Below are 21,744 nucleotides of genomic sequence, written 5' to 3'. Positions count from 1 at the left end.
CTCGGCACGAAATCGTGGATCCAGGGGCGACTACTTGGAGGTCCTGATTTCGAGAAGCATGAAATCGCGGCCCTGATCGTCTGCGGTCTCACCGACGGCCGTCCACGCGTTCTTGTCGACGTTGAACGTCTTTTCCTCGGCGCCTGCGGACATGTCGACCCGGGCGGCGTAGTCATTCCCCTTTACTCCGAAGACTGCCGGGATCTCAAGGCTCAAGTAGCCCTTGTCTCCGGTGACCCGGAAGCAGACCTTCTCATTCACGTGGGAGAAGACCTCCATCAGTTCGGGTGCACCCGTGCACTCGGCGAGGAGGATATGACCATTTCCGCTCTTGAGCTTGATCTTCTGCTCTGCGAGGATTTTGTCGGCGTTCGGGTACGCGAAGTCCTCGACGGCATACCCCGGGCCCTCGTCGGCGATCGACTTCGTCTGGATGCCCTCCGTGCCGGCTTCGCCGATCACGCCACCTGCGACTGCGGACCAGGTCAAAGCGGCTGCAACCGCACCCGCGCCGACGATCCGCAGGATTGTGCTACGTGCCTTCATGTTCATCCTCAGTTTCAAGTGCAGGTGATCCACGAATGCGCCCACAGGATTCGCGGCCGGAAAATCATCAGACCTCAGGTGGGTGCGTGCGCGCTTCTTGGGCGCCCCTGAAGCATGACTGAACAACGCAGTCAAATTGATGTTACGACGGAGCTTCGAGGTGGCTGACGATCTCCTGAATGAAACCAAGCCATACGCCATCCAGCCAAGGGAATAAAGAGGATGAAAAGACGCATAATAGCCGGCCACAAAGTGACTTGCGCCACTCCGCAGGATGGTTGTGGCAGTTTTGCGAAAACCTGAGGGCGAGATTCAGCCATCTTTTTTCCGCAGTGTCAGTCATGTTCCCGCCGGGTGTGTTGAGAGCCTGTTGCTGCTTAAGGTCAGGTGACTGCCGTCCCGGTGATCGCGGATTTATCCCGGGCGTAACTGGCCTCGGCCTCGAGGAATCAACAGAGGGGTACTTACGTGCAGGAGACTTTTTGGAGTCGACGCCGGTTCGCCACCGCCGTCGCGGCGAGCGCGGCTGCCGTCTCCACTCCTTGGTTGTTCACCACACCCGTACGGGCGGCCACCAGCACCGGCGCGGCCACTACGGCCGCTGCGGCCGGAGACGCGCTGTCGCTTCCGGACACGGACCGGGCCAAGGTCGTCAAGGCATGGATTCTGGGCGGTCGTTCGGTAAAGGAGGCAGCCACCTACGCACTCAGCGGCACCGACCAGGACATCACGACCTTCCTTTCCGAGCAGCTGCCGAGGGCGACGCGGGTCGACAACCGTGTAGCCGCCTTCACCTATCTCGGCTACGGAGGCAAGAGTGTCCGCAGGGACGTCACCGCGGCCCTCAACGGTGGTGACGGGGCGATATCCGCATTTGTCACAGACGGGTTCCGCACCTCGGTAACCGAGGACATGCGGGTTTCGACTCTCACGGTCATGGCCAACGGAGCAAAGAGCATCAAGCGGGACGGCAACGCCGCGCTGAGTGCCGGTACGGACCAGGCACTGGAGCAGTTCTTGCTCACCTCCCAGTACAACGCCCGGCTGGAGGACATGCGGGTGGAGATCCTCCGCAGCCTCGCCACGGCCGGACCGGAACTCAAGAAGTACGCGAACCGAGCCTTGAGCGGCACCGCGGACGAGGTGCAGTGGTATCTCGACACCGGCCAGCACATCGCGCGGGCCCGCGACCAGGAAGCCGCAACGATCGGGCAGTTGGTCGCCATCGTCGAGCGTGAGAGCGCGCGTGCACGGGAGCAGACCGACCTTGCGGTCGAGGCCTCGGCGCGTGCGACGACAGCCGCGAGCAAGGCCAAAGAGTCGGCCGAGACTGCTGCGGCCGAAGCCGAGAAGGCGAGGGACGACGTTCGCAGGTCCGCCGAGGCTGCCCGCCAGGCCGCCACCGCCGCCAGCGGCGCCGCGGCCGCCGCGCGCACGGCCATCCGCGCCTCGTCGGCAGCGGTCCAGGCATCGCAGCGGGCGTCCTGGGCGGCCACGGCCGCATCCCAGGCGGCGGCCGCGGCAGGATCGGCGGCCACGCGCGCCTACCACGCCGCGATCGCCGCATCGAAGGACGCGTCGAAGACCAACGAGGCCAAGAACGCCGCCGTCGCCGCCCGCGACGCCGCCGCGAAGGCGTACTCCGCAGCCAAGGCGGCCGATGACGCAGCCGTCGCCTCGGAGCAGTCGGCCGGCGCCGGTCTGGCGGCCGCGGACGCCGCCCGCGACGCCGCGGCCGCGGCCAAGGCCTCCGCCCAGGCGGCCGAGGCCTCCGGCGTCGCCCAGGGTGAGGCCGCCGAGGCCAAGCGCCAGGCCGCGATCGCCTCCACCGCCGCCAACCAGGCGACCAACGCCGCCTCCACGGCCCAGGCACTGGCCTCGACCGCAGCCAAGGCCGCACGCAACGCGAACAGCGCGGCCCGATCAGCCGCCGCACACGCCGAAAAGGCCGCCGATGCCGCCGAAGAAGCCGTCAAGTACGCAGGCCAAGCAATCGACTTCGCCAACAAGTCCACTGCATACGCCGACGAGGCGGTCAAGGCGGCCAACGTCGCGACGCAGGCCATCGCGGACGCGCTGAACGTCGAGAAGAACGCCCGCGCCGCCGAGGCGGCCCGGCTGGCGGCCGACAGGCTGCAAGGCATGAAGGAAGCCGCCCAACTCGCCCTGCTGGACAAGAGCGAACGCGCGGCCACCCTGAACAAGCGCACCCAGGCACAGCAGACCACCCAGGCCACCAAGGACCTCATCGCCAGAGCCGAGCAGGCCCTCGGCAACGACGACCTCACCGTCGCCGCCACCCTGGGTCGCCAGGCAGCCACCGCACTGCTCGACGCTCATGGCACCTGGACCCGCCAGGCCGCGCGCTTCGCACTCGCCGGATCCGACTACGACGTGTTTTCCTGGATCGACCTCGATCGGCAGCTCGCCGCGTCCCAGGATGATCGCGAGACCATTCTCTTCATTGCCCAGGTCTCCGAGCCGGCCGTTGCGAAGGCGGCGGTCCAGGCCCTCGCAGGTGGAGTTCCCGCGGAAGGGGACTTCAACACCGGCGGTGTCATCAAGGCACGTGCCGAGGACAACAGGGTCAACATCCTGAAGATCCTGCACGAGAAGCCCGGCAAGGCTGTCACCAAGGCTGCCAACGACGCACTGAACACCAATACACCGGCAGCGCTCCAGAAGTTCTTCGACGAGGACCTCCCCAAGGCCGTCGAAGAGGACGACGCCGTCGCCACCATAAAGGTCATAGCCACCGCCGACGCGTACACCAAGGCCTACGCCGAAGTCGCCATGGAGGGTCCCGCCTGGATGCGCCGGCGCTTCGTGGAATCCGTCCAGCACCGGGCCACCCAGCTCGACTACGACTCCCTCAGCCACGCCGCCGCCATGCAGGCTGCCATCGCCGCAGCAGCCAAGATCGCCCAGGAGGCACAGCGAGACGCGGCACTCGCCTCCCAGGTGGCTGCGATAGCCCGGGATGCCGGGGTCAAGGCCCAGGAATGGGCCGATGCAGCGGTAGCCTCGGCGAAACTGGCCGACGGCTTCGCAGCCCAGGCCCGCCAACACGCGGACGCCGCGGACAAATCCGCCGCCGACGCCCAGACTTCGGCGAACAAGGCCAAGGACGCCGCCGCCACCGCACAGAGTGCCTCCCGCGCGGCGAACCACTCCGCCAACCGCGCCGTCGACGCGGCCCGCAGCGCACTGGCCTCTTCCTACAGTGCCCAGGCCTCCGCCGCCAATGCCCACCAGGCAGAGCTCGACGCCGGGCGGGACGCCAAGACCGCCGCCACGGCCGCCGCCGACGCCCGCCAGATCGCAGCGGACAAGCGGACGGCAGAAGTGAGGGAAGCCGCGCGCGTTGCCGCCGAGCAGGCACAGAAGGACCGAGACGCCAACCGCAATCCCTCCGATACGACGACGAACGACACGGTCAACCCCAAGGGAAGCGAAGCAGGCAAGGACGAATGGTGGAACGACGCCAAGTGGTGGGCTGACACCGCCGACAAGGTGAGCATGGCAGCGGGTCTCCTGGCAGCGGGTTTCGCCGTCTCCTGCGTGTTCTTCCCGGCGGCGCCCGTTCTGGGCAGTATCGCCGCGGTCTGCCTCGGCATCTCTGTCGTAGCCGCTGGAGTCAGCGTGCTGGCCACGGGCATCGAGTACGGATTCACCAGCGGTGAGTTCGTCTCCTCGGCCGGCCGTACGGCACTGGGGCTCGTTACCCGCGGCGGCGGACGTGTTGCCTCCACCGTGGCCAAGCCGGTCGTCAAGAAGGTGGTCAAGGTCGCTGAAGACGTCGCGTCCGACATCGTCAAGGTGTTCACCTGACAGTCGATCACCATCGGCCTCGCCGACCACCGCAACCGGGATGGGCTCCGCACGACCGGTCGGAGACCAACCCGGGGTACCTCTGCCCTGGACAGCAGGAACGATTCAGTTCAACTGATCACGCAGCCGGCCCACGTGGCGGTAGGGGTGAGCACCCCGGCCAGGACTCGGCCGGCCACGTGAGCAGCCCGTAGGCGCCCTCGCCGCACGTTCCGAGGGTGCCTACCTCGGGCGCGTCAGTCGTAGTGCCCCGATACCCATCTACCAAGACGAAAGAGAGATCTGACAAGCATGCACAGCACACGTCCCAGAGGAAGCGTGCGAATACGGGCCCGATCGACCGTACTCTCGGTACTGATGGCCGTGACACTGGGACTCACCACCACGGGTATGGCCACGGCACAGCCGGCCACGGACAAGGCCGCGCAACCGCAGAGCACGGATCGGTCCACCGCAACAGCTTCTGCCGCGACAGCCGGCGTCGCGCCGAGAACATCCGGGGAACACTGCGAGGCCACGGAGGCGGACTCGAAGGAACGCAGGAAGGGCGCTGTCGAGGCCTGCCTGACCATCGTCCCCTCGCCCCGGCCCGCCGCCGCACAGCCGCGCGCCGCCGCACAGTCGCTTGCCGGCGCCGGCTGCGCCGTCAGTGGCCTCGGCAACTACTCCTATGAGCGCTTCAGTTACTGCGTTTCCGGGCTGAACGTCCTCTACACCCTGCGTGACGGCAACGGCGCGGAGATCGGGCGAGGCACCCTGGAGGTCTCCACGAGTGCATCGCTTCCTGCCAGTGGCACGACGTGGAGTGAGCAGGTCACCACGAAGATGACCTCTGCGCAAGGCGATGTCACCGCGCTCACCGCCAAGTTCCGCGCCGCCTGCGGAACCGGTTGCAAGGCGACGAAGGCCGCGCCCTGGTTCGGCGGCAACCTGACCGTGGGACAGTCCCTCACCGGCACCGTCTCGTACTCCTCGACCCCCGCGGCGGGAGCCGTCTCCGAGTTCGACACCTCATACCAGATGTACGTGACCATGCCGGGTGCCACGATCACTGACCCGAACGCCTCGTGGACCAACCCGCGAAAGATCCGCTGCGACGATGCCGTCGCGGATCCCGCGGGCACCCCGTCGCCGGGCTGCGTCGTCCCCTCGGTCATGGCGTTCGTCCAGATGAACGCACAGGGCTCGGACCCCGGTGGCGCGATCGCCGCCTACCAGTGGGCCCAACAGCACCTCAACGACGGTTGGGGGAAAACCAAGCCGCTGACCCGGCAGAAGAGCGGTACGGCCGACCGCTCGGGCCGCACCTGCGGGAGTGCGGGAACGGTGCCCTTCGATGCGAACACCGACCTCGTCGACACCGACACGTGCGCCGAATTCCCCTTCGCGGAAGTCAAAGAAGGAGGAATCGACGGGGCCCGGTGCGTGGAGGTGATCCCCAACGCCAGCAGCGGCGGCTGGGACACCTACGTCCTCGGCAACAGCCTGGATCTGGATCCTGCGGCGCCCTGCGTGCGCGCTCATGTCCCGGCGAACGAGAAGCAGTTCGCCGACGGGAAGCTCGCCGAGGGATTCCAGAGCCAGCGGGTCATCGACGCCGACCAGTTCAAGGTCGAATTCACGACGCCGGCCGGGGCTCCCCAGGCCGCATGTCTGGCGAATCTGCCGGCCGGGGCCCTTCCCAAGGGTGACGGCTGGTACAAGAACACCACCGAACCCGTCGCCCACGTCAACAAGATGATCACCCCGATGGGAGCGGCAGGCACCCGCCCGACCAAGGCGACAGCCTGCCTGGGTAAGAACATCGCCGAGGGCAAGCACGCCGGGGGTGACCCCACCGGCTGGCAGGACGCCAAGAAGTTCCGCGATGACTACTCCGCCGGAACCGATCTGGCCCGGTGTCACCTGATCGCGAACATCCTCGGCGGCCCGGGGAAGGTCAGGGATGGAGGCCAGAACAATCTCGTTCCCTGCTGGCAGGTGGGAATGAACACCGGAACGCCCAGTATGAGGAGTTTCGAGTACCAGGCTCAGGAGGAAGTGAAGAAGGCCTCCTTCGGCGCCAACGATGCGATCCTCTACCAGGTGACCCCCGTCTTCCGGGACGCCACGAGCACCATCCCGGTGGGCGTGACCATGACCGCTAACATCGAACGGGCGAACGGGACAACGGAGCTGCTGTTCCCCAACGTCTACGTCCCCAACACCTTGAAGGACACCGGGACTCTCAACCTCGGAAACTGATCACAACCCATGAGCACCCTAGGGGCCGGCATGAGTCGAACCACACCATCGCGACCTCTTGAAGTCGCGGAGCTCTTCCCCCAGCTGGCCCCGCTTGAACGCACGGCTACCCGCCTGCACCCCCGCCCCGGATCGCCCACACCGCACGACAGCTCCGTCGGCGGGCCGCTCCTGTGGCCCGCCGACGAACCGTGGCCCCACTGCGAGGGGCCGCACAAGTGGGGCGGAAACGAAATCCTCTCCCCGCAGGACGTGAGGGAGCGGCGGCGCATCCGGGCAGCGGTGGCGAACCGACCGGGCGGTGATCCCCCGGTGACCCGGTACACGCCTGACGAACTGGCGATCGAGGAGCGAATCAACGCGGGCCGCCCGTGGCCCGAGGGGCCGATCGCCATGCTGCCCGTCGCCCAGTTGTACGTGCGTGACGTCCCGTTGCTGTGCCCGCCCGGGCAGTCCGAGGCTGATCTGCTCCAAGTTCTCTGGTGTCCCTTCGACCACCCGGCACACCCCAGGACCGCACTGTTCTGGCGTACGGAAGCGACCGTGGCGGACGTGCTCGAGGCACCTCCCGAGCCGCCTGCCGTCCAATTCGCCTCCTACGTTCCGGAGCCGTGTCTGCTCACGCCGGAGCAGGTCACCGAATACCCGAACCACATGGAGCTGACTGAGGAGATCCAACAGCAACTGGAGGACTGGAGCAGGTGGCAGTCGGCCGGGGCGGCGGTGGACAACTCCTACGAGGTCGCCCCGGAGGAGTTCTACACGGACGTGCTGTCCCTGGCCCCCGGTTGGAAGGTCGGTGGCTGGACCCGCTGGGGCCTCACCGATCCCGTGCCGCGGGCATGCTCCGTGTGTGGCGCCGAGGCGAAGCCGCTGCTTACCATCGCCACCACCGAGTGGGCCGCCGACGGCGAGAGCTGGATCCCCGAGGAGGAGCAGGCGGATCCTCCGCAACAGCTCCCCGGCACCCCTCCCGGGAACTTCACCGGGCTCGAAGTCGCTCGTGGCTATGACCTCCAACTTCACACCTGCCCGGTAGCCGCGAACCATCCTCACATCGAGCTCATACAGTGAGGCGTCACGCGGTTCCCGCGCCTGGCGCGTAACGGCGAGGGCCGCGGCGGGGGAGCTGATGTGTTGACGCCCGGGGCCGAAGATGCGCGCCGTGCCGAACGGACACGTCGAGAGCCAAGAGGTCGCGCCGGCCGGCTGAACCGAACAGCGGAGACCCCGGGCGCCACGGCCTACGGGAGTCTCCGCTTGTGGATCGGCTCACTCATTCGGAGGCGGGCACATCTGCCGGTGCCGGAGCGCGGGTGATCGGGTGAGTGCGGCCCCGGCGTCTGCGGCTTGGCGGAAGAGAGATGGCCGTCGGCGAGGTCTCCGGATCGACACGGCCCAGCAGGCGTGCAGGCAGGAGTTGTTGACGGACCAACAGGACAGTGGATCACTCGCCGTTCGTGTCTCGACTCGCGCTTCCTCGCGCGGCGGCGTTCGTCTCCCACTCGCGGCCGATCGAGCGGATCAGCGCCGGGTACACCCCGAGGTACCGGAACGGCTTGATGGCGGCCATGTACAGGGAGCCGAGCAGTCCGTTCGGCTTCACGAGGACGGCCATCTGGCCGCGGTAGCCGCCGGCCCCGTCCGGTACCCAGCCGATGTGCATCACGGCCCGCACGGTCTTGTTGGCCATCTCGGCGGCCCATTCGTCCTCGCGCTGGTAGAGCGAGGTGAACGGGGACGTGCCGAGGTCGGGACCCCGGGGCCCGTCGCGGAGGTCCGCCGGCAACCGGTCGACCAGTCCGGTCCGCCGGCCGGCGGTGTCGGAATCCGGCTCGTCCCAGCCGAACAGCGCGCCGAGCTTCCTGCGGACGGCGAAGAGGGCACGGGAGGCGAAACCGTTCCCCTTCACCCCGCTCTTCATGCTCTCGGCGAACTGGCGCACCAACCAGACGAGGTCGTCCGGTCCGCCGGGGGTGGGCAGCGCCCACACGTCCTCGACCGTGAAGTCGTCGGCGATCTCGTGGATCCGCCAGGGGCGCTCGGTGTGGTCGGTTCGGGGAAGTCGCATGGTCGAACCCCTGTCTATACGGTGGCGTATATATCGAGTGTAGGCAGATCTGTACGCCCCCGTATACTCGGCGGGAGGTGAGGAGACACACAGGAAGCAGGCACACCGGATGGGCGCGACCCGCACACCCCGCGGAAAGTGGATCGAGGAAGGCCTGCGGGCACTCGTCGCCGGCGGTCCCGAAGCCGTGCGGATCGAGGCCCTGGCCCAAGCACTCGGCGTCAGCAAGGGCGGCTTCTACGGCTATTTCCGCAACCGGGACGCGCTGCTCACCGAGATGCTCGACACCTGGGAGTACGAGGTCGCCGAGGGTGTCATCGAGCAGGTGGAGAGCGGCGGGGGAGCGGCCAGGGTCAGGCTGAAGCGGCTGTTCGACATTGTCGCCGAGAGCACCGACGGCCCGGTGCGGGGCACCACCGCCGACATCGCGATCCGCGACTGGGCCCGCCGCGACGCGGCCGTCGCCGAGCGCCTGCGCCGCGTAGACAACCGCCGCATGGACTACCTGCGTTCGCTGTTCTCCTCCTTCTGCCCCGACGAGGACGAGGTCGAGATCCGCTGCCTGCTCGCCGTCTCGGTACGCATCGGCAACCACTTCAACGCCGCCGACAACGGGAGGCGCAGCCGCGCCGAGGTGATGGAGCTGATCGTTCGCCGGCTGCTGGAGTAGCCGCCGGACTCGGGGCGCAGGTGGGGGGGGAAAGCGAGGACGAGCGGGATTCCCGAGATTCCGTGGACATGATCACCCGCGCGCACCGGCGCCACGGGCATCCGCAGCATGTAGGTGGGGCATGAGAGGCCCATGACCGCATCCACTTCCCCTCCCGCACCCGATCCCGCACCCGACGACAACCCGAAGCGCTACGTGGGTCTCGGTACCGACGAGGCCGAACGCCAGGCACTACGGCGCGGCTGGTCGACCGTGCGTACGGTGCCCCCGGGCGCGATCCTGACCATGGAATACCGCGCCGGACGGCTGAACCTCGAGGTCGAGGACGACACGGTGCGGCGTGCCTGGAGCGGGTGACCATCCGCCCGCGCCCCCCGGTTACAGGTAGCCGCCGTGCCGGACGGCGGACGTTCGGCCGCTCCGCCACCACCACCGCCACCACCACCACGGGAAGTCCCCGCTCCCGGAACGCCTCTGCCGGCCGGCGACAACGATCCTCCACCTCCGCACCGGAGTACGGGGCCAGTGGTAGGGCGACGATACGGGGCATCAGGTCGATCAGAACCAGCGCAGGACTCATCCGCCGATCGCACGATCGCGCCGCCGGCCACCCGCTTCCGGGCCATGGTCACATGAGCACCGGCATTTCCTTTCGCACGTTGCCGCTCCGGTAGTTGGATGGACCGGCAACACGACCGATCCGTTTGCTTCGCCGAAGGGACCCCGTGCGCACACCCACCGTCCTGATCTCAGGAGCCGGCATCGCCGGCCCCGCCCTGGCCTACTGGCTCAACGCCCAGGGCCGGCAGACCACCATCATTGAACGCTTCGACGAGCTTCGCGAGGACGGTCAGAACATCGACGTCCGCGGCGCGGGCCGCGAGGTCGCCCGCCGCATGGGCATCGAGGACGCGATCCGCGCCGCCTCGACCGGTGAGACGGGCACCGAGTTCGTCGACGCCACCGGCACCCCTCTCGCCCGCTTCGCGGCCGGCACGTCCGACTCCGACGGGGCCACCGCCGAGCTGGAGATCCTGCGGGGCCAACTGTCCCGCATCATCATCGACCGCACCCGAGAGGACACCGAGTACCTCTTCGGCGATCGGATCATCGCCCTCGACGACACCGAGGACGGGGTCACGGTCACCTTCGACCACGGTCCGACCCGCACGTTCGACCTGGTCGTCCTCGCCGAGGGACTGCGTTCCCGCACCCGATCCCTGGTCTTCCCCGAGATCGACGCCGTGCGCGAACTCGACTTCTACATCGCCTATCTGACCGTTCCCCGCACCGGCGCCGACACCGACCTGTGGCGCTGGCACAGCGCCGGCCGCGGTCGCAGCGTCACCCTGCGCCCGGACAACCTCGGCACCATCCGGGCCACACTCGCCTTCCTGTCCGACGTCCGGGGCCTCGACGCGCTGGACCACCGGGCCCTCGTCACGATCCTGCGCCGCACCTTCGCCGACGTCGGCTGGGAGGCGCCCCGCGTGCTCGCCGCCCTGGACGACGCCCCGCTCTACTTCGACGCCGTCGGCCAGGCCCGCATGCCCTCCTGGTCCAAGGGGCGGGTGGCCCTGATCGGCGACGCGGCCCACTGCTCGTCACCGCTCAGTGGAATGAGCACGAGCCTCGCGCTCACCGGCGCGTACATCCTCGCCGGCGAGCTCGCCGCTCATCCGCACCGCACGGCGTTCGCCCGGTACGAGACGCTCATGCGCCCCTACGTCGACCAGGCGCAGAAGCTGCCGCCCGGCGCACCGCGCATCCTCAACCCGCGCAGCCGCGCCGGGCTCGCCACGATGAACACCGCCCTGAGGGTCGTCGGCAGCCCGGCCGCCGCCCGCCTCGGTGGCCTGGCGTCGAAGTGGTTCACGCCCCCCGCAGACGCGATCGACCTCCCGACGTACCCACCCCGTGAAACCACCTCCTGAGCCCGCCCACGACATCGCCTCGCGACACCGCCCCGTCGCGTCGATGAACGGCGACCGCATCGGCCGCCGAACCCGACCGACCCGGGTGCGGCTCCCGGCAGCCGGCATTCCACCGCTCCTCGGGGTGCGCTCTGCGGCGGACTCGCCGAGTGTCGGGTTCTCCGACCCATGACGTCCGCGAGGGCAGTGGCGCCAGGAAGGCCGGGAGGTTCCCGGCGGCGAGGAACCGCGCCGAAGGGCAGGCACCGGCGGGCAGGCGCGGACCTGTCCCACGGCGGCCGGCCGTACCGGCGGTGGCGCCGGTACGGCCGAGAGGTCTCAACCAACGCCGGGAATCAAGCCGAGACGAGGTCCTGCTCGCGGTCCGGCGTCTTGACCTTGGGCTTCTTGTTCGGCAGCGAGAGCCGAAAGACCTTGTGCCACGCGGAGAACACCTGCTTGGGCAGCGGCCCCGTGACGTACTCCAGCTCGTACTTCTCGAACAGCGCGCGCACCTTCACCGCGACCTCGGCGTACCGGTTGCTCGGCAGGTCCGGGAACAGGTGGTGCTCGATCTGGTGCGACAGGTTGCCGGTCATGAAGTGCATGGCCTTGCTGCCGCTGATGTTCGCCGAGCCCATCATCTGGCGCAGGTACCACTGGCCGCGGGTCTCGTCCTTGATCGACCGGCGCTCGAAGACCTGTACGCCCTCGGGGAAGTGCCCGCACATGATCACCGAGTGGGACCAGATGTTGCGGACCAGGTTCGCGGTGAACGTGGCGGCGAGCGTGGTGAGGAACGACGGGCCCGACAACAGCGGGTGGATCACGTAGTCCTTGAGCACCTGCTTGCGGATCTTGCGGCCCACGGCCTTGGCCCGCGCGCGGAACTCCGGGTTCTTGCGGCGGCGCTTGTGCAGGTTCTTGGCGAGCTCCAGGTCGTACGCTGCGATGCCGTACTCGAAGAAGCAGGCGTTGATGAAGTTCCACAGCGGCTGGCCGAGGTGGAACGGGTGCCACTTCTGGTCCTCGTCGACGCGCATGATGCCGTAGCCGAGGTCGTTGTCCTTGCCGATCACGTTGGTGTACGTGTGGTGCAGCTCGTTGTGCGAGTGCTTCCACTGCTCGGACGGCGAGACGTGATCCCACTCCCAGGTGGTGGAGTGGATCTTCGGGTCTCGCATCCAGTCCCACTGGCCGTGCAGGACGTTGTGGCCGATCTCCATGTTGTCCATGATCTTCGCCACGGACAGCCCGGCGGTGCCGATCAGCCACGCGGGCGGGAAGAACGAGAACAGCAGCACACCCCTGCTGACCAGCTCGAGCTTGCGCTGCGCCGAGATGACCCTACGGATGTAGGCGGCGTCTTCCTCGCCACGGCCGGCGATCACCTCGTCGCGGATCGCGTCCAGCTCGCGGCCGAGCTCCTCGATCTGCTCCGCGGTCAGGTGGGCGGTGGGGTCGATGGCGGTCAAGGTGGTCCTACCGTTCGATGTCGCAGGGGCCCGCCGCGGCGGACACGCAGGTCTGGATGAGGACGCCCGGCTCGGCCTCGGTGATCTCGCCGGTGCGCAGGTCGCGGACGGCGCCCGCCTTGAGCGGCGTCACGCAGCCGAAACAGATGCCCATGCGGCACCCGGAGGGCATGAGCACGCCGGCCTCCTCGCCGACGTCCAGCAACGGCGTGGCGCCGTCCGCGTCGACGGTCCTGCCGGTGGCGCTGAACGTGACCGCGCCGCCGTCGCCGGCGACGACGATGCCGGGGCGGAAGCGTTCGGTGTGCAGGCGCTCCGGGACGCCGTGCGCGCTCCAGAGCTCTTCGGCGGCGTCGAGCAGGCCCGTGGGCCCGCAGGCCCAGGTCTCGCGCTCGGCCCAGTCGGGCACGAGTTCGTCGAGACGGGCGATGTCGAGCATGCCGTCCGTGTCGGTGTGCACCTCGATGAGACGCAGCTTCTTGTCCGCGACCAGGTCGTGCAGATCGTTGCGGAAGATCACGTCCTGCGGCTGTGGCGCGCTGTGGACCATGACGACGTCGTCGAAGTCGGTGTCGCGCAGCATGCCCATCACCGGCGTGATGCCGCTGCCGGCCGTCAGGTAGAGCACCTTGGCGGGCTTGGCCTGCGGCAGCACGAAGTCACCGGTCGGCTGGTCGAGCTGGATCAACGTGCCCGGTTTCGCGCTGCGGACCAGGTGGTTGCTGACCTTGCCGTCCGGGATCGCCTTCACGGTGATCGTGACGCGGCCGTCCCGGCGGTTTGTCGGCGAGGTGAGGGAGTAGGCACGCCACAGGCGCACCCCGTCGACGGCGACCCCGATCCGTACGTACTGACCGGCCGTGTGGCCGCGCCAGCCCCGTCCCGGCCTGATCACGATGGTCGCGGCGTCACCCGTCTCGGGGTGCACGGCCTCGATGCGCCCACGCAGGTCAGCGCCCGCACGCAGCGGGCTGACCAGGTCGAGGTAGTCCGACGGCAGCAGCGGCGTCGTGACCATCTCCAGCAGTTTCCATGCCCTGCTGCGGAGGGCTGCACTCGTCATGACTCCAGCTTGCTGCGCCTCAAGGCGTAAAGTCCTGACCGCAGGATGTAAATCTGATCCGCTGAATTGTTCGCAGGGAACAAAATCGTGAGCCATGCAATCCGGAGGGCCGGCGAACTGGCCCTGAATGAGACGACGGTCACCGTACTTCGGGCCGCGCTGAAGACCACCGCCGACGAAGTCGTCCAGGCGATCATCGACGAGGTCCCTCCCTACGCCAACGCCCTTTCGGGCCGCATGGGCGCCACCATCCGCCGATCCGTCCGTACCGCCCTGGGGCACTACCTGGACCTCGCGAGCGGGAACGCCACGGGCGGCGACGCCGGTGACGCGGCGTACGAGCTGGGCCGCGGCGAGGTGCGCGACGGCCGTTCGATGGACGCCCTGCTCAGCGCCTACCGCGTCGGTGCCCGCGTGGCCTGGCGCTGCCTGGCGGCGGGTGCCGTACCGGCAGGTCTGCCCGCCGCCGAGGTCGCCAAGTTCGCCGAGCTGACTTTCGCCTACATCGACGAGCTCTCTGCCGCGAGCGCCGCCGGCCACGCCGACGAACTGGCCGCCCGGGGCAGGGCCCACGAGCGCCACCTGGAACACCTGGCCCGAGACCTCCTCGCCGGCGCGAGCCCGGACGCGCTGCTGGCCTCCGTCCAACGGGCCGGGTGGCAGCCCCCGGTTTCGCTGACCGCGGTCCTGCTGCCCGCCGCCCAGGCACGGCCCGCCTACCGCGCGCTCGACCCCAGCACCCTCGTCCTCGACGATCTGCCGGACGCCACCGGTGTACTGCTCGTCCCCGATGCCGACCGAACACATCTCTTGCGGCAGCTGACCGACCGCACCGCCGTGGTCGGCCCGGCCCGGCCATGGACTCGTGCGTCCGCCTCGTACGCACGAGCCGCACGCGCGCGCTCCCTCTCCTCCGATATTCGCGACACCGAGGACCACCTGCCCGAATTGGTGCTGAGCGCCGACGCGGACGCGTTCGCAGACCTGCGTGCCCGAGCCCTCGCACCGTTGCGGACCTTGCCGGTCGCGACGGCACGGCGGCTGGAGGAGACGTTGCGGGCGTGGCTGCTGCACCAGGGCAGGCGGGACGAGGCGGCGGCGGCGTTGTTCGTCCATCCCCAGACGGTCCGGTACCGGATGTCGCAACTGCGGGAGCTTTTTCCGGATCTCGCATCGCCACAGCGGGTCCTCGAACTGACGCTGGCGGTCGGTCTTCGGGTCGGCTGACGCGTACTTCGACCGTCCACGCCCGCGTCCGCGAGCGTGCCAGGAATCGTGCCCGAGCAGGCTTCACCCTGCTTTACAGACCCGGGCCGTTCAATGGACAGACCTCGGCCGGGTCCTCGCGCACCCTCTTGACGCTGGTGTTCGACCGAGGTGACGCCGGTGTTCAAGCGTAGGCGGCAATGGTCCTTCTAGCCTGGTCGGAGCCGACCATTGGAGTGGCGCCCGAGCAGCCGCGCGACGCGCGGCAGACCGACGGGAGAGTGTGGAACGCCCCTTCGGCGAGCGCCCGGTGGCCCTGAAGCCGCAGTGCTCGAACCGCCGCGGTGCCACACCAGAACCGCAACACCGCGCCGTGCGTTGCCATGATGCTGCACGGGGCGCCGAGTCGAACAGGAGAAGTGATGGTTTCCGGCAAGATGAAGGTGGTTCGCCTTCTGACCTCGGCACTGGCCACAGCAGGCGTGTTCACCCTGATCGGGCCGTCCGGTGTTGCCTTCGCCGGCAACGTCGACTGCCAGAGCGGTAATGACTATCTGAAGATCTGGTCGCACGGTAGTCGCTTCGGCGACGTGAACTGCTTTGCCAACGCCGGCGTCTACAAGGTCGATGGATGGGTCGATAGGGTCTTCACCGGCAATAACGACATCAACATGTACGACTACAACGGTGCCACGGTGAGGGTGAACCGGTGGTACGACGTCACGTATCCGAACAGGCCGCTGCACATCTGGAAGGTTGAGATCCTGTAGTACGCGCGTCGCTTGACGGCGCGACGCAACGACACCGGGTCGTGAATGGGCTGAAGTCCCGTTGGGCCGTCCGCCGGTAGGTGGTGGCAGCACGGCAGGCACGCCTCGCCCGATCATGGAGTTCTCTGCGCTTCATGCTCACTGGGAGATCCGTGCCTGCCGTCCCATCATGCATTCTCGACCCGATCCGCGACCCATTTCTCGCGCTGCTGTCCGTGCGCGAGGGCCGGCATCCGCTGCGCTGCCACAACCCACGGATCAGCGACGCCGTCGACTTCGACTGTCTGGTGCAGGCCTTGGTCTTCGGCTGCGGATGCGAACGGGCCGCGGACGCGCACTGCTCGGCCACCATCTTGCGCCGGCCCCACGACGAGCCGATCGCCGCCGGCGTGATGGAAGACCTGCGACTGCTCACGCTTCCCGCCTACGCCCGCACGATCGGTCTCGCACTCGACCGCCTGAGCGTCGGCGGCTGTGTCATCAAGGTGCCCTCCGGCGGCGACTGCTCCGACAGAACCCGGTCAATCGGATCGAACTCGACTTGCAGCACACACAGTTGACCGACGGACCGGGCATGGCGCTGATCGTCGAGCCCGCACCGGCCAACACCCGCGACCACACCCTGCTGCCCGCCACCCTCGACCGCTTCACGGCCCTGAAGCCGACCCTCGGACCACTGCCGAAGCATCCGTGCCTCGCCCTGAACGGCGGCCACGACGACCGAATGGTCAACGACGGCCTGGCCGTTCGCCGCGGAGCGGCTGTCGAGCTCTTCCTTGCCCTGGTGTCCACCACCATCACCGTCCGCTGACTGATGTGTCGTGCCTGGTCCCGCCACCGCTGGGTCACCCCCCGGCCCCGGAACCCACGCACCCGATGACCCGCCGGCGGACGCCCTTGCCTGGCGGCGGATTCCGCTGCAGGGACGCACACGCGAGGCGGGCCACGGCCACGGCGGCAACACCGGCTCGATCAGCGCCCACAGCTCGTCATCGATCGTCCACGGCACACTTCGACCACCACTAACGGACGAATCCCAGTCGCTGCGGCATCCGACGCGCTGTCAGGCCGGATTCTCCTCGAGATTGGCGACGAGCCTTGTCAGCAGGTCCACCAGGAGATCGATCTCTTCGGCGCTGAAGCCTCGCAACGCCTGATCATTGGTTTCGAACAACACCGAGTGCACCTGTGTGAGCTTTTCCAGTCCGGTCTCGGTCAGCGAGAGCAGGCTGACCCGTCGATCATGCTGGGCGACCGTGCGCTGGATGAGGCCGTCGCGGTCCATCCGGGCGAGCAGCTGGGCCATGGACGGCTGCTCGATCCGGGCCAGTCCCGCCAGTTCCTTCTGCGAGAGCGCGTCGGCCTTGCTCAGCGCCGCCAGCACGGGCATCTGCGCGAACGTCAATCCCAGCGGCCGCAGTCGCCGGTCATTGATCCGGGACAACGCACGCGAGGCGATGTTGATCAACGCGGCGGGCGCGGAACCGAACCTGGAGTGCATCACGCGTCGAGTGTATAGGTTCCTATTGACCAACTACATAGGTACCTATACAGTCCAATGCATAGGGTCCTATGCAGTTGGCTCGTCGGAGCAGAGGGAGAAAATCGTGATCATTCGCAACGTGACTGTCATCAGCGGGCAGGAGGCCGCCCCCATCACCGATGCCGAAGTGGTGGTGACCGACGGACGGTTCAGCGCCATCCGGCTGGCGACTGACGCGGCGCGGCCGGCGACCGGTGGCACTCCCGTGCTCGACGCGCGGGGTGGCTACCTGGTGCCGGGCCTGTGGGAGAGTCATACGCACCTGGGTGGGCACGCCTGGTTCAAGCCCGAGAACGAGCGGGCGAAGTACGTCTCCCAGTTACTCACCGACTTCTTGAGTGCCGGGGTGACCAACGTCGTCGACCTCGGTGGCCCACTGGAGATGGAGCTCGCCGCCCGCGACTACCGCGACAAGGCCACCGACGTCGCTGCCGGGTTGTTCTTCGCCGGGCCGGTGTTCACCGGTGTCAAGGGTTGGCCGGTCCTGGACGATCCGGCACGTGCCCCCATCGCCTACCAGACCGACAATGCCGACGTCGCCTATCGCCAAGCACTGGAACTGGCCGATCAGGTCGACTTCATCAAGTGCATCTACGACGGTGAGCCCGGTGCCGCGGACAAGCTGCCCCTCGACGCCCTCAAAGGCATCGTCGCGGCCGCGCACGAGAAGGGCAAGAAGGTACTCGTGCACGTCCACGAACGCATCGACCTGGAGGAGGCGGTGGCGTCCGGCGCGGACGGCATCGAACACGCCTTCCGGCCGGAGCACCCCGGGAGTACCGCAGAGGCCCTCGACGTCGCCGCACTGCTTGCGGAGACGAACACCTATTACTGTCCCACCCTGGTCACCTGGGAGCAGATCGCGCACAACGGAGAGGCCGGCTACCTGCGGCAGTTGATCGATGATGGCTTCGCCACGCACGACGACATCCCACAGATCACCAGCCGCCCGATCTACGGGCATCAGTTCCCCCGGCATTCCGCGCAGGACGCCCACATTCGTTTCGACTACGCGATGCGCACGTTGGCTCTGATGCACGACGCGGGAGTGAAGATCGCCGCGGGCAGCGACGTGGCCATTTTGATGCCCTCGCCACCCGTCGCCCTGATGCGAGAACTGCACTTGCTGGCAAAGGCAGGCCTGCCGCTGCCCGCGGTCCTGGCGGCCGGCACCCGGCACGCGGCCGAGAAGATCGGTCAGCAGGCGACGACACCGGGGACGATCACCGTCGGATCCGTTGCCGACGCTCTGTTGCTCGATGCCGACCCCTACGTGGACATCGCGCACCTGGTCGACCGTTCCCACCACATCGGGACGTTGCGGGCTGGGCGGCCGAGCTGGGAGATGACGTCCGGCTGAGTGGCGCCCCAGGTCGACGCCGGCGTTCCCATGGCGACCGACATCCGGCAGGGACTCGACGCGGGCCGCGCGAGCTGAAGGCCGCCGCCGAGGCCCGCGCCGACGGTCGACTTGGCTCGTGACCACCGGACGACACCGCCAGGACGAAGTGGACGACCACTCGGGGCGGCAATGGACGATGACGCTGCCCGGTCCTCCCGGACTCCTCAACGACCCTGTCCACCAACTCCGTTGGGAAAAGTACGCGTCAACGGGCCGATCGCAACTACGGTCCGGCAGCCGCTCGTCCGTCGCGGGCCTGACCTGCCCGGGGCGTGGCATCCAGGGGCCCCCGGGCAGGTGTTGAGATGGGGCATCATTCCATTTCCGTCAATGAATCCATGCTGAAGTTGCCATTGCGGCCGCACTGTGACCCTTTGCAGGATGGGAATGCATGGAAAGTGCGACCGGCGAGGCCTTCGTGACCGTCATGACTGCGCCCGCCGGGAACTTCGGCCGTCACCCACCCCCCTGAATGATGGAGTCTGCCTCTGCGGTCAATGAGGTGCTGCGCGTGATCGGGCGTCATCCACTCGCGCTCAGGACCATTTCCTCGGGGACAACCTCCTTCAGCATCAAGCCTTCGGCAAGCAGGGCAGGTTCACTGGTCAGGAAGTCCGTGATCCCCTACGGCAGGACCGCAAATCCGGCTACTACGCCGCATCTGCGGGTCGGTCCAGAGCGATGCAAAACGCGCCGTCCCCACGCCGGCCGCGGTCTGTGACCCCGCAGGGCGTGCGGAATTCGGCTCCCGATCCGGGACACCGTCACTTTGGCTCCGTCCCGCGAACTGATCGCCAGCAGAGCGCGAGCCGAAGCCCGTCAGAAGGCCAAGGCCGTATGAGGAAGAATTCCACGGTTGCAGGGATTGCCGCGGCGTTCAAGATCCTGTTACGAGATCCGAGGAGTGCAAGGATTCATGACCGCGGCCGACGAGTTCGACAAGGCAGTGGAGTTCGCCATGTACATCACCGCCCCGAAGGCCCAGGAGGATGGACTCGTCATCTTTCGGTGCGGCCGGGAGGAAGAGACGGGAACGGCATGTCCGGATCCTTCCTTCGCTCCGGGCCGCAGCGGGGAACGTGAAATCAGCAATTGCGTCGTCACGGTGCTCGGCGCGGTCATCGCCGATGTGCTCAGCACGTCAATCCCGGGGACCTTACGCGGTGTGCCCTTTCACGAGGAGAACCGGGTGGTGGTGCATGTGGTGCGGCGCACCACCCGGTGGTTCGATCGGCGCGACGTCGGCCAGTCGACCGTCTCGGATGGGAGGTTCCCCGTGCACCGCAGCGGCGCTCCCATCCACGAGGCGGCGCGCGACACCGCAGCAAGCGTGCTCATCCTGCCGGCGTCGTCGGTCGGTCCGTTCGGGGGTGATCGGCTGATCACGGGATCGGCCGACGCCCCGGAGACGCGGCTCCTCGCCCACGTCCGGGTGATCGACGAGGTGCTCACCGATCTGGCTCCGGCCGGGTTGAATGCCGGTCGCAACAGGCTGATCGAGTGGGGCGGCGGAGTGGTGGCCGGGCAGCCCGACGACTCCGAGCCGCAGCCGGCGTCCGTCCTGGTGTGCGCGGTGAAGGACATCATCGAACGCCGACTGACCGACCCCGGCCTCTCCCCGGCGGCGCTGGCCCGTGCTCTCAACATCTCCGTACGCACCCTGCACCGGGCATTCGCGACCGCCGCTGCGAACCATTCGGGCATCAAGGGCGGGACCATTGTCGGTAGGGCGGAGACGGTCGCCGGGTACATCCGCGGCCGCCGGCTCGAACAGGCACGGTTCGCCCTGAGCGCCCGAGCCGGGCGGCCCAGCGTTGCAGAGGTCGCCGCCCGCTGGCAGTTCGCTGACAGTAGCCACTTCATCCGGGCCTTCAAGGGCCGGTACGGTCAGACTCCGGCCGCATACGCTCGCGACTGTGACCACGCTGAACCTCCCGGGGAGTGACTGAGCCTTTCCAGAGTGGCCACCGATCGCCTGCCGGGAGCCCCCGATGAGCGCCCTCACGTCCTGCTCGGCTGGATCATCTTCCGGCCCGCGGTGCCTCCGCCGTCCACGCTGATCGACGCCCCCGTCATGTAGGGGAAGTCGTCGGACGCGAGCCCGAGCACGGCCCGCGCGATCTCCTCCGCTTCGGCCATCCGTTCCAAGCCGTCGACGTTGAGTGGTCCCCAAGCCTGTTTGTACTTCGCCCAATCCGCGTCCGGGATGCCCGGCGGGCGGACGAACGGGGTATCGGTGGTGCCGGGCAGCAGGGCGTTGACCCTGATCCCCTTGGGTCCGTATGCGAGGGCCGCGGACTTCACCAGGCCCTGCACCGCCCGCTTGCTCGCGGTGTACGCGGCGCTGTTCGGCCGCGCCTGTTCGGCCGCGGATGACGAGGTGCAGACGATGACGCCGCGCTGCGCCTTGAGCATGTGCGGAATCTCGTACTTGATCGCGAGGAACACTCCCCGGGCGTTGGTGGCCTGGACGTCATCCCACTCCTCGACGCTCATCTCGTGGGGCAGTTTGCCGCCGCCGATGCCGGCGTTGTTGAAGGCGACGTCGATGCCGCCGTAACGGCTCGCGACCCGGTCCACGAAGACGCGAACCTGGTCTTCCACACGGATATCGGCCTCGATGTACGTGGCTTCGCCGCCCGCGTCCCGGATCTCGCGTTCCGCCTGGCGCCCCAACTCGGCCCGCCTGCCGCAGAACCCGACACGGGCGCCCTCCAGGGCGAACGCCTTCGCCGTCGCCCTGCCTATGCCGGACGTGCCACCCGTGATGAGCACGGACTTCCCCTGGAAGCGACCGGCCCTGTCACGGGACCTCGACGGGGAGCCGGCGGCGTGGGCGGTGGCTCCGAAGGCCGCGATGCCCAGCCCCAGAGCGGCCGCACCACCCAGTACGGACCGCCGCCCCCTGGCCGGGGATGCCGCGTCTGCGTCGGAGCTCGTGGAGGTATGCGCATGGGTATTCATGTCGCTCACTCTCGCCGCCCGACCAGGGTCCCCGACTCCCTCCACG

The 21,744-nt window shown here is 68.1% G+C and carries 16 protein-coding genes and 1 pseudogene; 11 read left to right on the top strand and 6 right to left on the bottom strand.

Going from position 1 to position 21,744, the window contains the following annotated elements; all coding sequences use genetic code 11:
• Positions 1 to 30: 30 nt before the first annotated feature.
• Entirely contained in the window at positions 31 to 546 is a 516-nt protein-coding gene (locus tag ACQEVM_RS33800; RefSeq protein WP_433085702.1) for a hypothetical protein, read from the bottom strand.
• Between the two features lie 468 nt (positions 547 to 1,014).
• Here ACQEVM_RS33800 and ACQEVM_RS33795 point away from each other — a divergent pair, with 468 nt between their 5' ends.
• The 3 genes from ACQEVM_RS33795 to ACQEVM_RS33785 all read left to right on the top strand — a co-directional run bounded on the left by ACQEVM_RS33795 (position 1,015) and on the right by ACQEVM_RS33785 (position 7,695).
• The gene (locus ACQEVM_RS33795) at positions 1,015 to 4,377 is read left to right on the top strand and encodes an ALF repeat-containing protein (protein WP_433085700.1); all 3,363 of its coding nucleotides are present in this window, start codon (positions 1,015 to 1,017) and stop codon (positions 4,375 to 4,377) included.
• A 291-nt stretch (positions 4,378 to 4,668) separates the two neighbouring features.
• A complete protein-coding gene (locus ACQEVM_RS33790; RefSeq protein WP_433085698.1) occupies positions 4,669 to 6,621 on the top strand; it encodes a DNA/RNA non-specific endonuclease in 1,953 nt (650 codons plus the stop codon).
• Between the two features lie 30 nt (positions 6,622 to 6,651).
• Positions 6,652 to 7,695, top strand: a complete 1,044-nt coding sequence (locus tag ACQEVM_RS33785) for a hypothetical protein (protein WP_433085696.1) — start codon at positions 6,652 to 6,654, stop codon at positions 7,693 to 7,695.
• Between the two features lie 373 nt (positions 7,696 to 8,068).
• Here ACQEVM_RS33785 and ACQEVM_RS33780 read toward each other — a convergent pair whose 3' ends face one another.
• The gene (locus ACQEVM_RS33780) at positions 8,069 to 8,692 is read right to left on the bottom strand and encodes a DUF2867 domain-containing protein (RefSeq protein WP_433085694.1); all 624 of its coding nucleotides are present in this window, start codon (positions 8,690 to 8,692) and stop codon (positions 8,069 to 8,071) included.
• Between the two features lie 109 nt (positions 8,693 to 8,801).
• On the opposite strand from ACQEVM_RS33780, the gene ACQEVM_RS33775 reads away from it, so the two are divergent.
• The 3 genes from ACQEVM_RS33775 to ACQEVM_RS33765 all read left to right on the top strand — a co-directional run bounded on the left by ACQEVM_RS33775 (position 8,802) and on the right by ACQEVM_RS33765 (position 11,296).
• The gene (locus ACQEVM_RS33775) at positions 8,802 to 9,362 is read left to right on the top strand and encodes a TetR/AcrR family transcriptional regulator (protein ID WP_433085691.1); all 561 of its coding nucleotides are present in this window, start codon (positions 8,802 to 8,804) and stop codon (positions 9,360 to 9,362) included.
• Between the two features lie 132 nt (positions 9,363 to 9,494).
• Positions 9,495 to 9,719, top strand: a complete 225-nt coding sequence (locus ACQEVM_RS33770; RefSeq protein WP_433085689.1) for an I78 family peptidase inhibitor — start codon at positions 9,495 to 9,497, stop codon at positions 9,717 to 9,719.
• 368 nt (positions 9,720 to 10,087) lie between these two features.
• A complete protein-coding gene (locus tag ACQEVM_RS33765) occupies positions 10,088 to 11,296 on the top strand; it encodes an FAD-dependent monooxygenase (RefSeq protein WP_433085688.1) in 1,209 nt (402 codons plus the stop codon).
• Between the two features lie 335 nt (positions 11,297 to 11,631).
• Here ACQEVM_RS33765 and ACQEVM_RS33760 read toward each other — a convergent pair whose 3' ends face one another.
• Together ACQEVM_RS33760 and ACQEVM_RS33755 are read right to left on the bottom strand one after the other, a co-directional pair.
• Positions 11,632 to 12,750, bottom strand: coding sequence for a fatty acid desaturase family protein (locus ACQEVM_RS33760; RefSeq protein ID WP_433085686.1), 1,119 nt, complete (start codon positions 12,748 to 12,750; stop codon positions 11,632 to 11,634).
• Positions 12,751 to 12,757: 7 nt separating this feature from the next.
• Positions 12,758 to 13,813 (bottom strand): ferredoxin reductase, encoded by a 1,056-nt coding sequence (locus ACQEVM_RS33755; protein ID WP_433085684.1) that lies wholly within the window; start codon positions 13,811 to 13,813, stop codon positions 12,758 to 12,760.
• Positions 13,814 to 13,900: 87 nt separating this feature from the next.
• On the opposite strand from ACQEVM_RS33755, the gene ACQEVM_RS33750 reads away from it, so the two are divergent.
• From ACQEVM_RS33750 to ACQEVM_RS33740, 3 genes and pseudogenes are all read left to right on the top strand, one after another.
• The gene (locus ACQEVM_RS33750; RefSeq protein ID WP_433085682.1) at positions 13,901 to 15,040 is read left to right on the top strand and encodes a helix-turn-helix domain-containing protein; all 1,140 of its coding nucleotides are present in this window, start codon (positions 13,901 to 13,903) and stop codon (positions 15,038 to 15,040) included.
• A gap of 401 nt (positions 15,041 to 15,441) precedes the next feature.
• The gene (locus ACQEVM_RS33745) at positions 15,442 to 15,789 is read left to right on the top strand and encodes a beta/gamma crystallin domain-containing protein (RefSeq protein ID WP_433085680.1); all 348 of its coding nucleotides are present in this window, start codon (positions 15,442 to 15,444) and stop codon (positions 15,787 to 15,789) included.
• Positions 15,790 to 15,941: 152 nt separating this feature from the next.
• Positions 15,942 to 16,669: pseudogene (locus tag ACQEVM_RS33740) on the top strand (IS5/IS1182 family transposase).
• 183 nt (positions 16,670 to 16,852) lie between these two features.
• Here ACQEVM_RS33740 and ACQEVM_RS33735 read toward each other — a convergent pair.
• The gene (locus ACQEVM_RS33735) at positions 16,853 to 17,290 is read right to left on the bottom strand and encodes a MarR family winged helix-turn-helix transcriptional regulator (RefSeq protein ID WP_433086930.1); all 438 of its coding nucleotides are present in this window, start codon (positions 17,288 to 17,290) and stop codon (positions 16,853 to 16,855) included.
• A gap of 106 nt (positions 17,291 to 17,396) precedes the next feature.
• On the opposite strand from ACQEVM_RS33735, the gene ACQEVM_RS33730 reads away from it, so the two are divergent.
• Together ACQEVM_RS33730 and ACQEVM_RS33725 are read left to right on the top strand one after the other, a co-directional pair.
• Entirely contained in the window at positions 17,397 to 18,692 is a 1,296-nt protein-coding gene (locus tag ACQEVM_RS33730; RefSeq protein ID WP_433085678.1) for an amidohydrolase family protein, read from the top strand.
• Between the two features lie 958 nt (positions 18,693 to 19,650).
• Positions 19,651 to 20,679: a helix-turn-helix domain-containing protein gene (locus ACQEVM_RS33725; RefSeq protein WP_433085676.1), complete on the top strand. Its 1,029-nt coding sequence runs from the start codon at positions 19,651 to 19,653 to the stop codon at positions 20,677 to 20,679.
• 56 nt (positions 20,680 to 20,735) lie between these two features.
• Here the strand turns inward: ACQEVM_RS33725 and ACQEVM_RS33720 are convergent, their stop codons facing one another.
• Positions 20,736 to 21,698: an SDR family NAD(P)-dependent oxidoreductase gene (locus ACQEVM_RS33720; protein WP_433085674.1), complete on the bottom strand. Its 963-nt coding sequence runs from the start codon at positions 21,696 to 21,698 to the stop codon at positions 20,736 to 20,738.
• Positions 21,699 to 21,744: the final 46 nt, after the last annotated feature.

Origin of the sequence: Streptomyces sp. CA-243310, assembly GCF_050936775.1 — a bacterium.
GTDB lineage: Bacteria > Actinomycetota > Actinomycetes > Streptomycetales > Streptomycetaceae > Streptomyces.
Note: the sequence above shows the minus strand (reverse complement) of the source record. Positions and strands in the feature narration are given on the sequence as shown.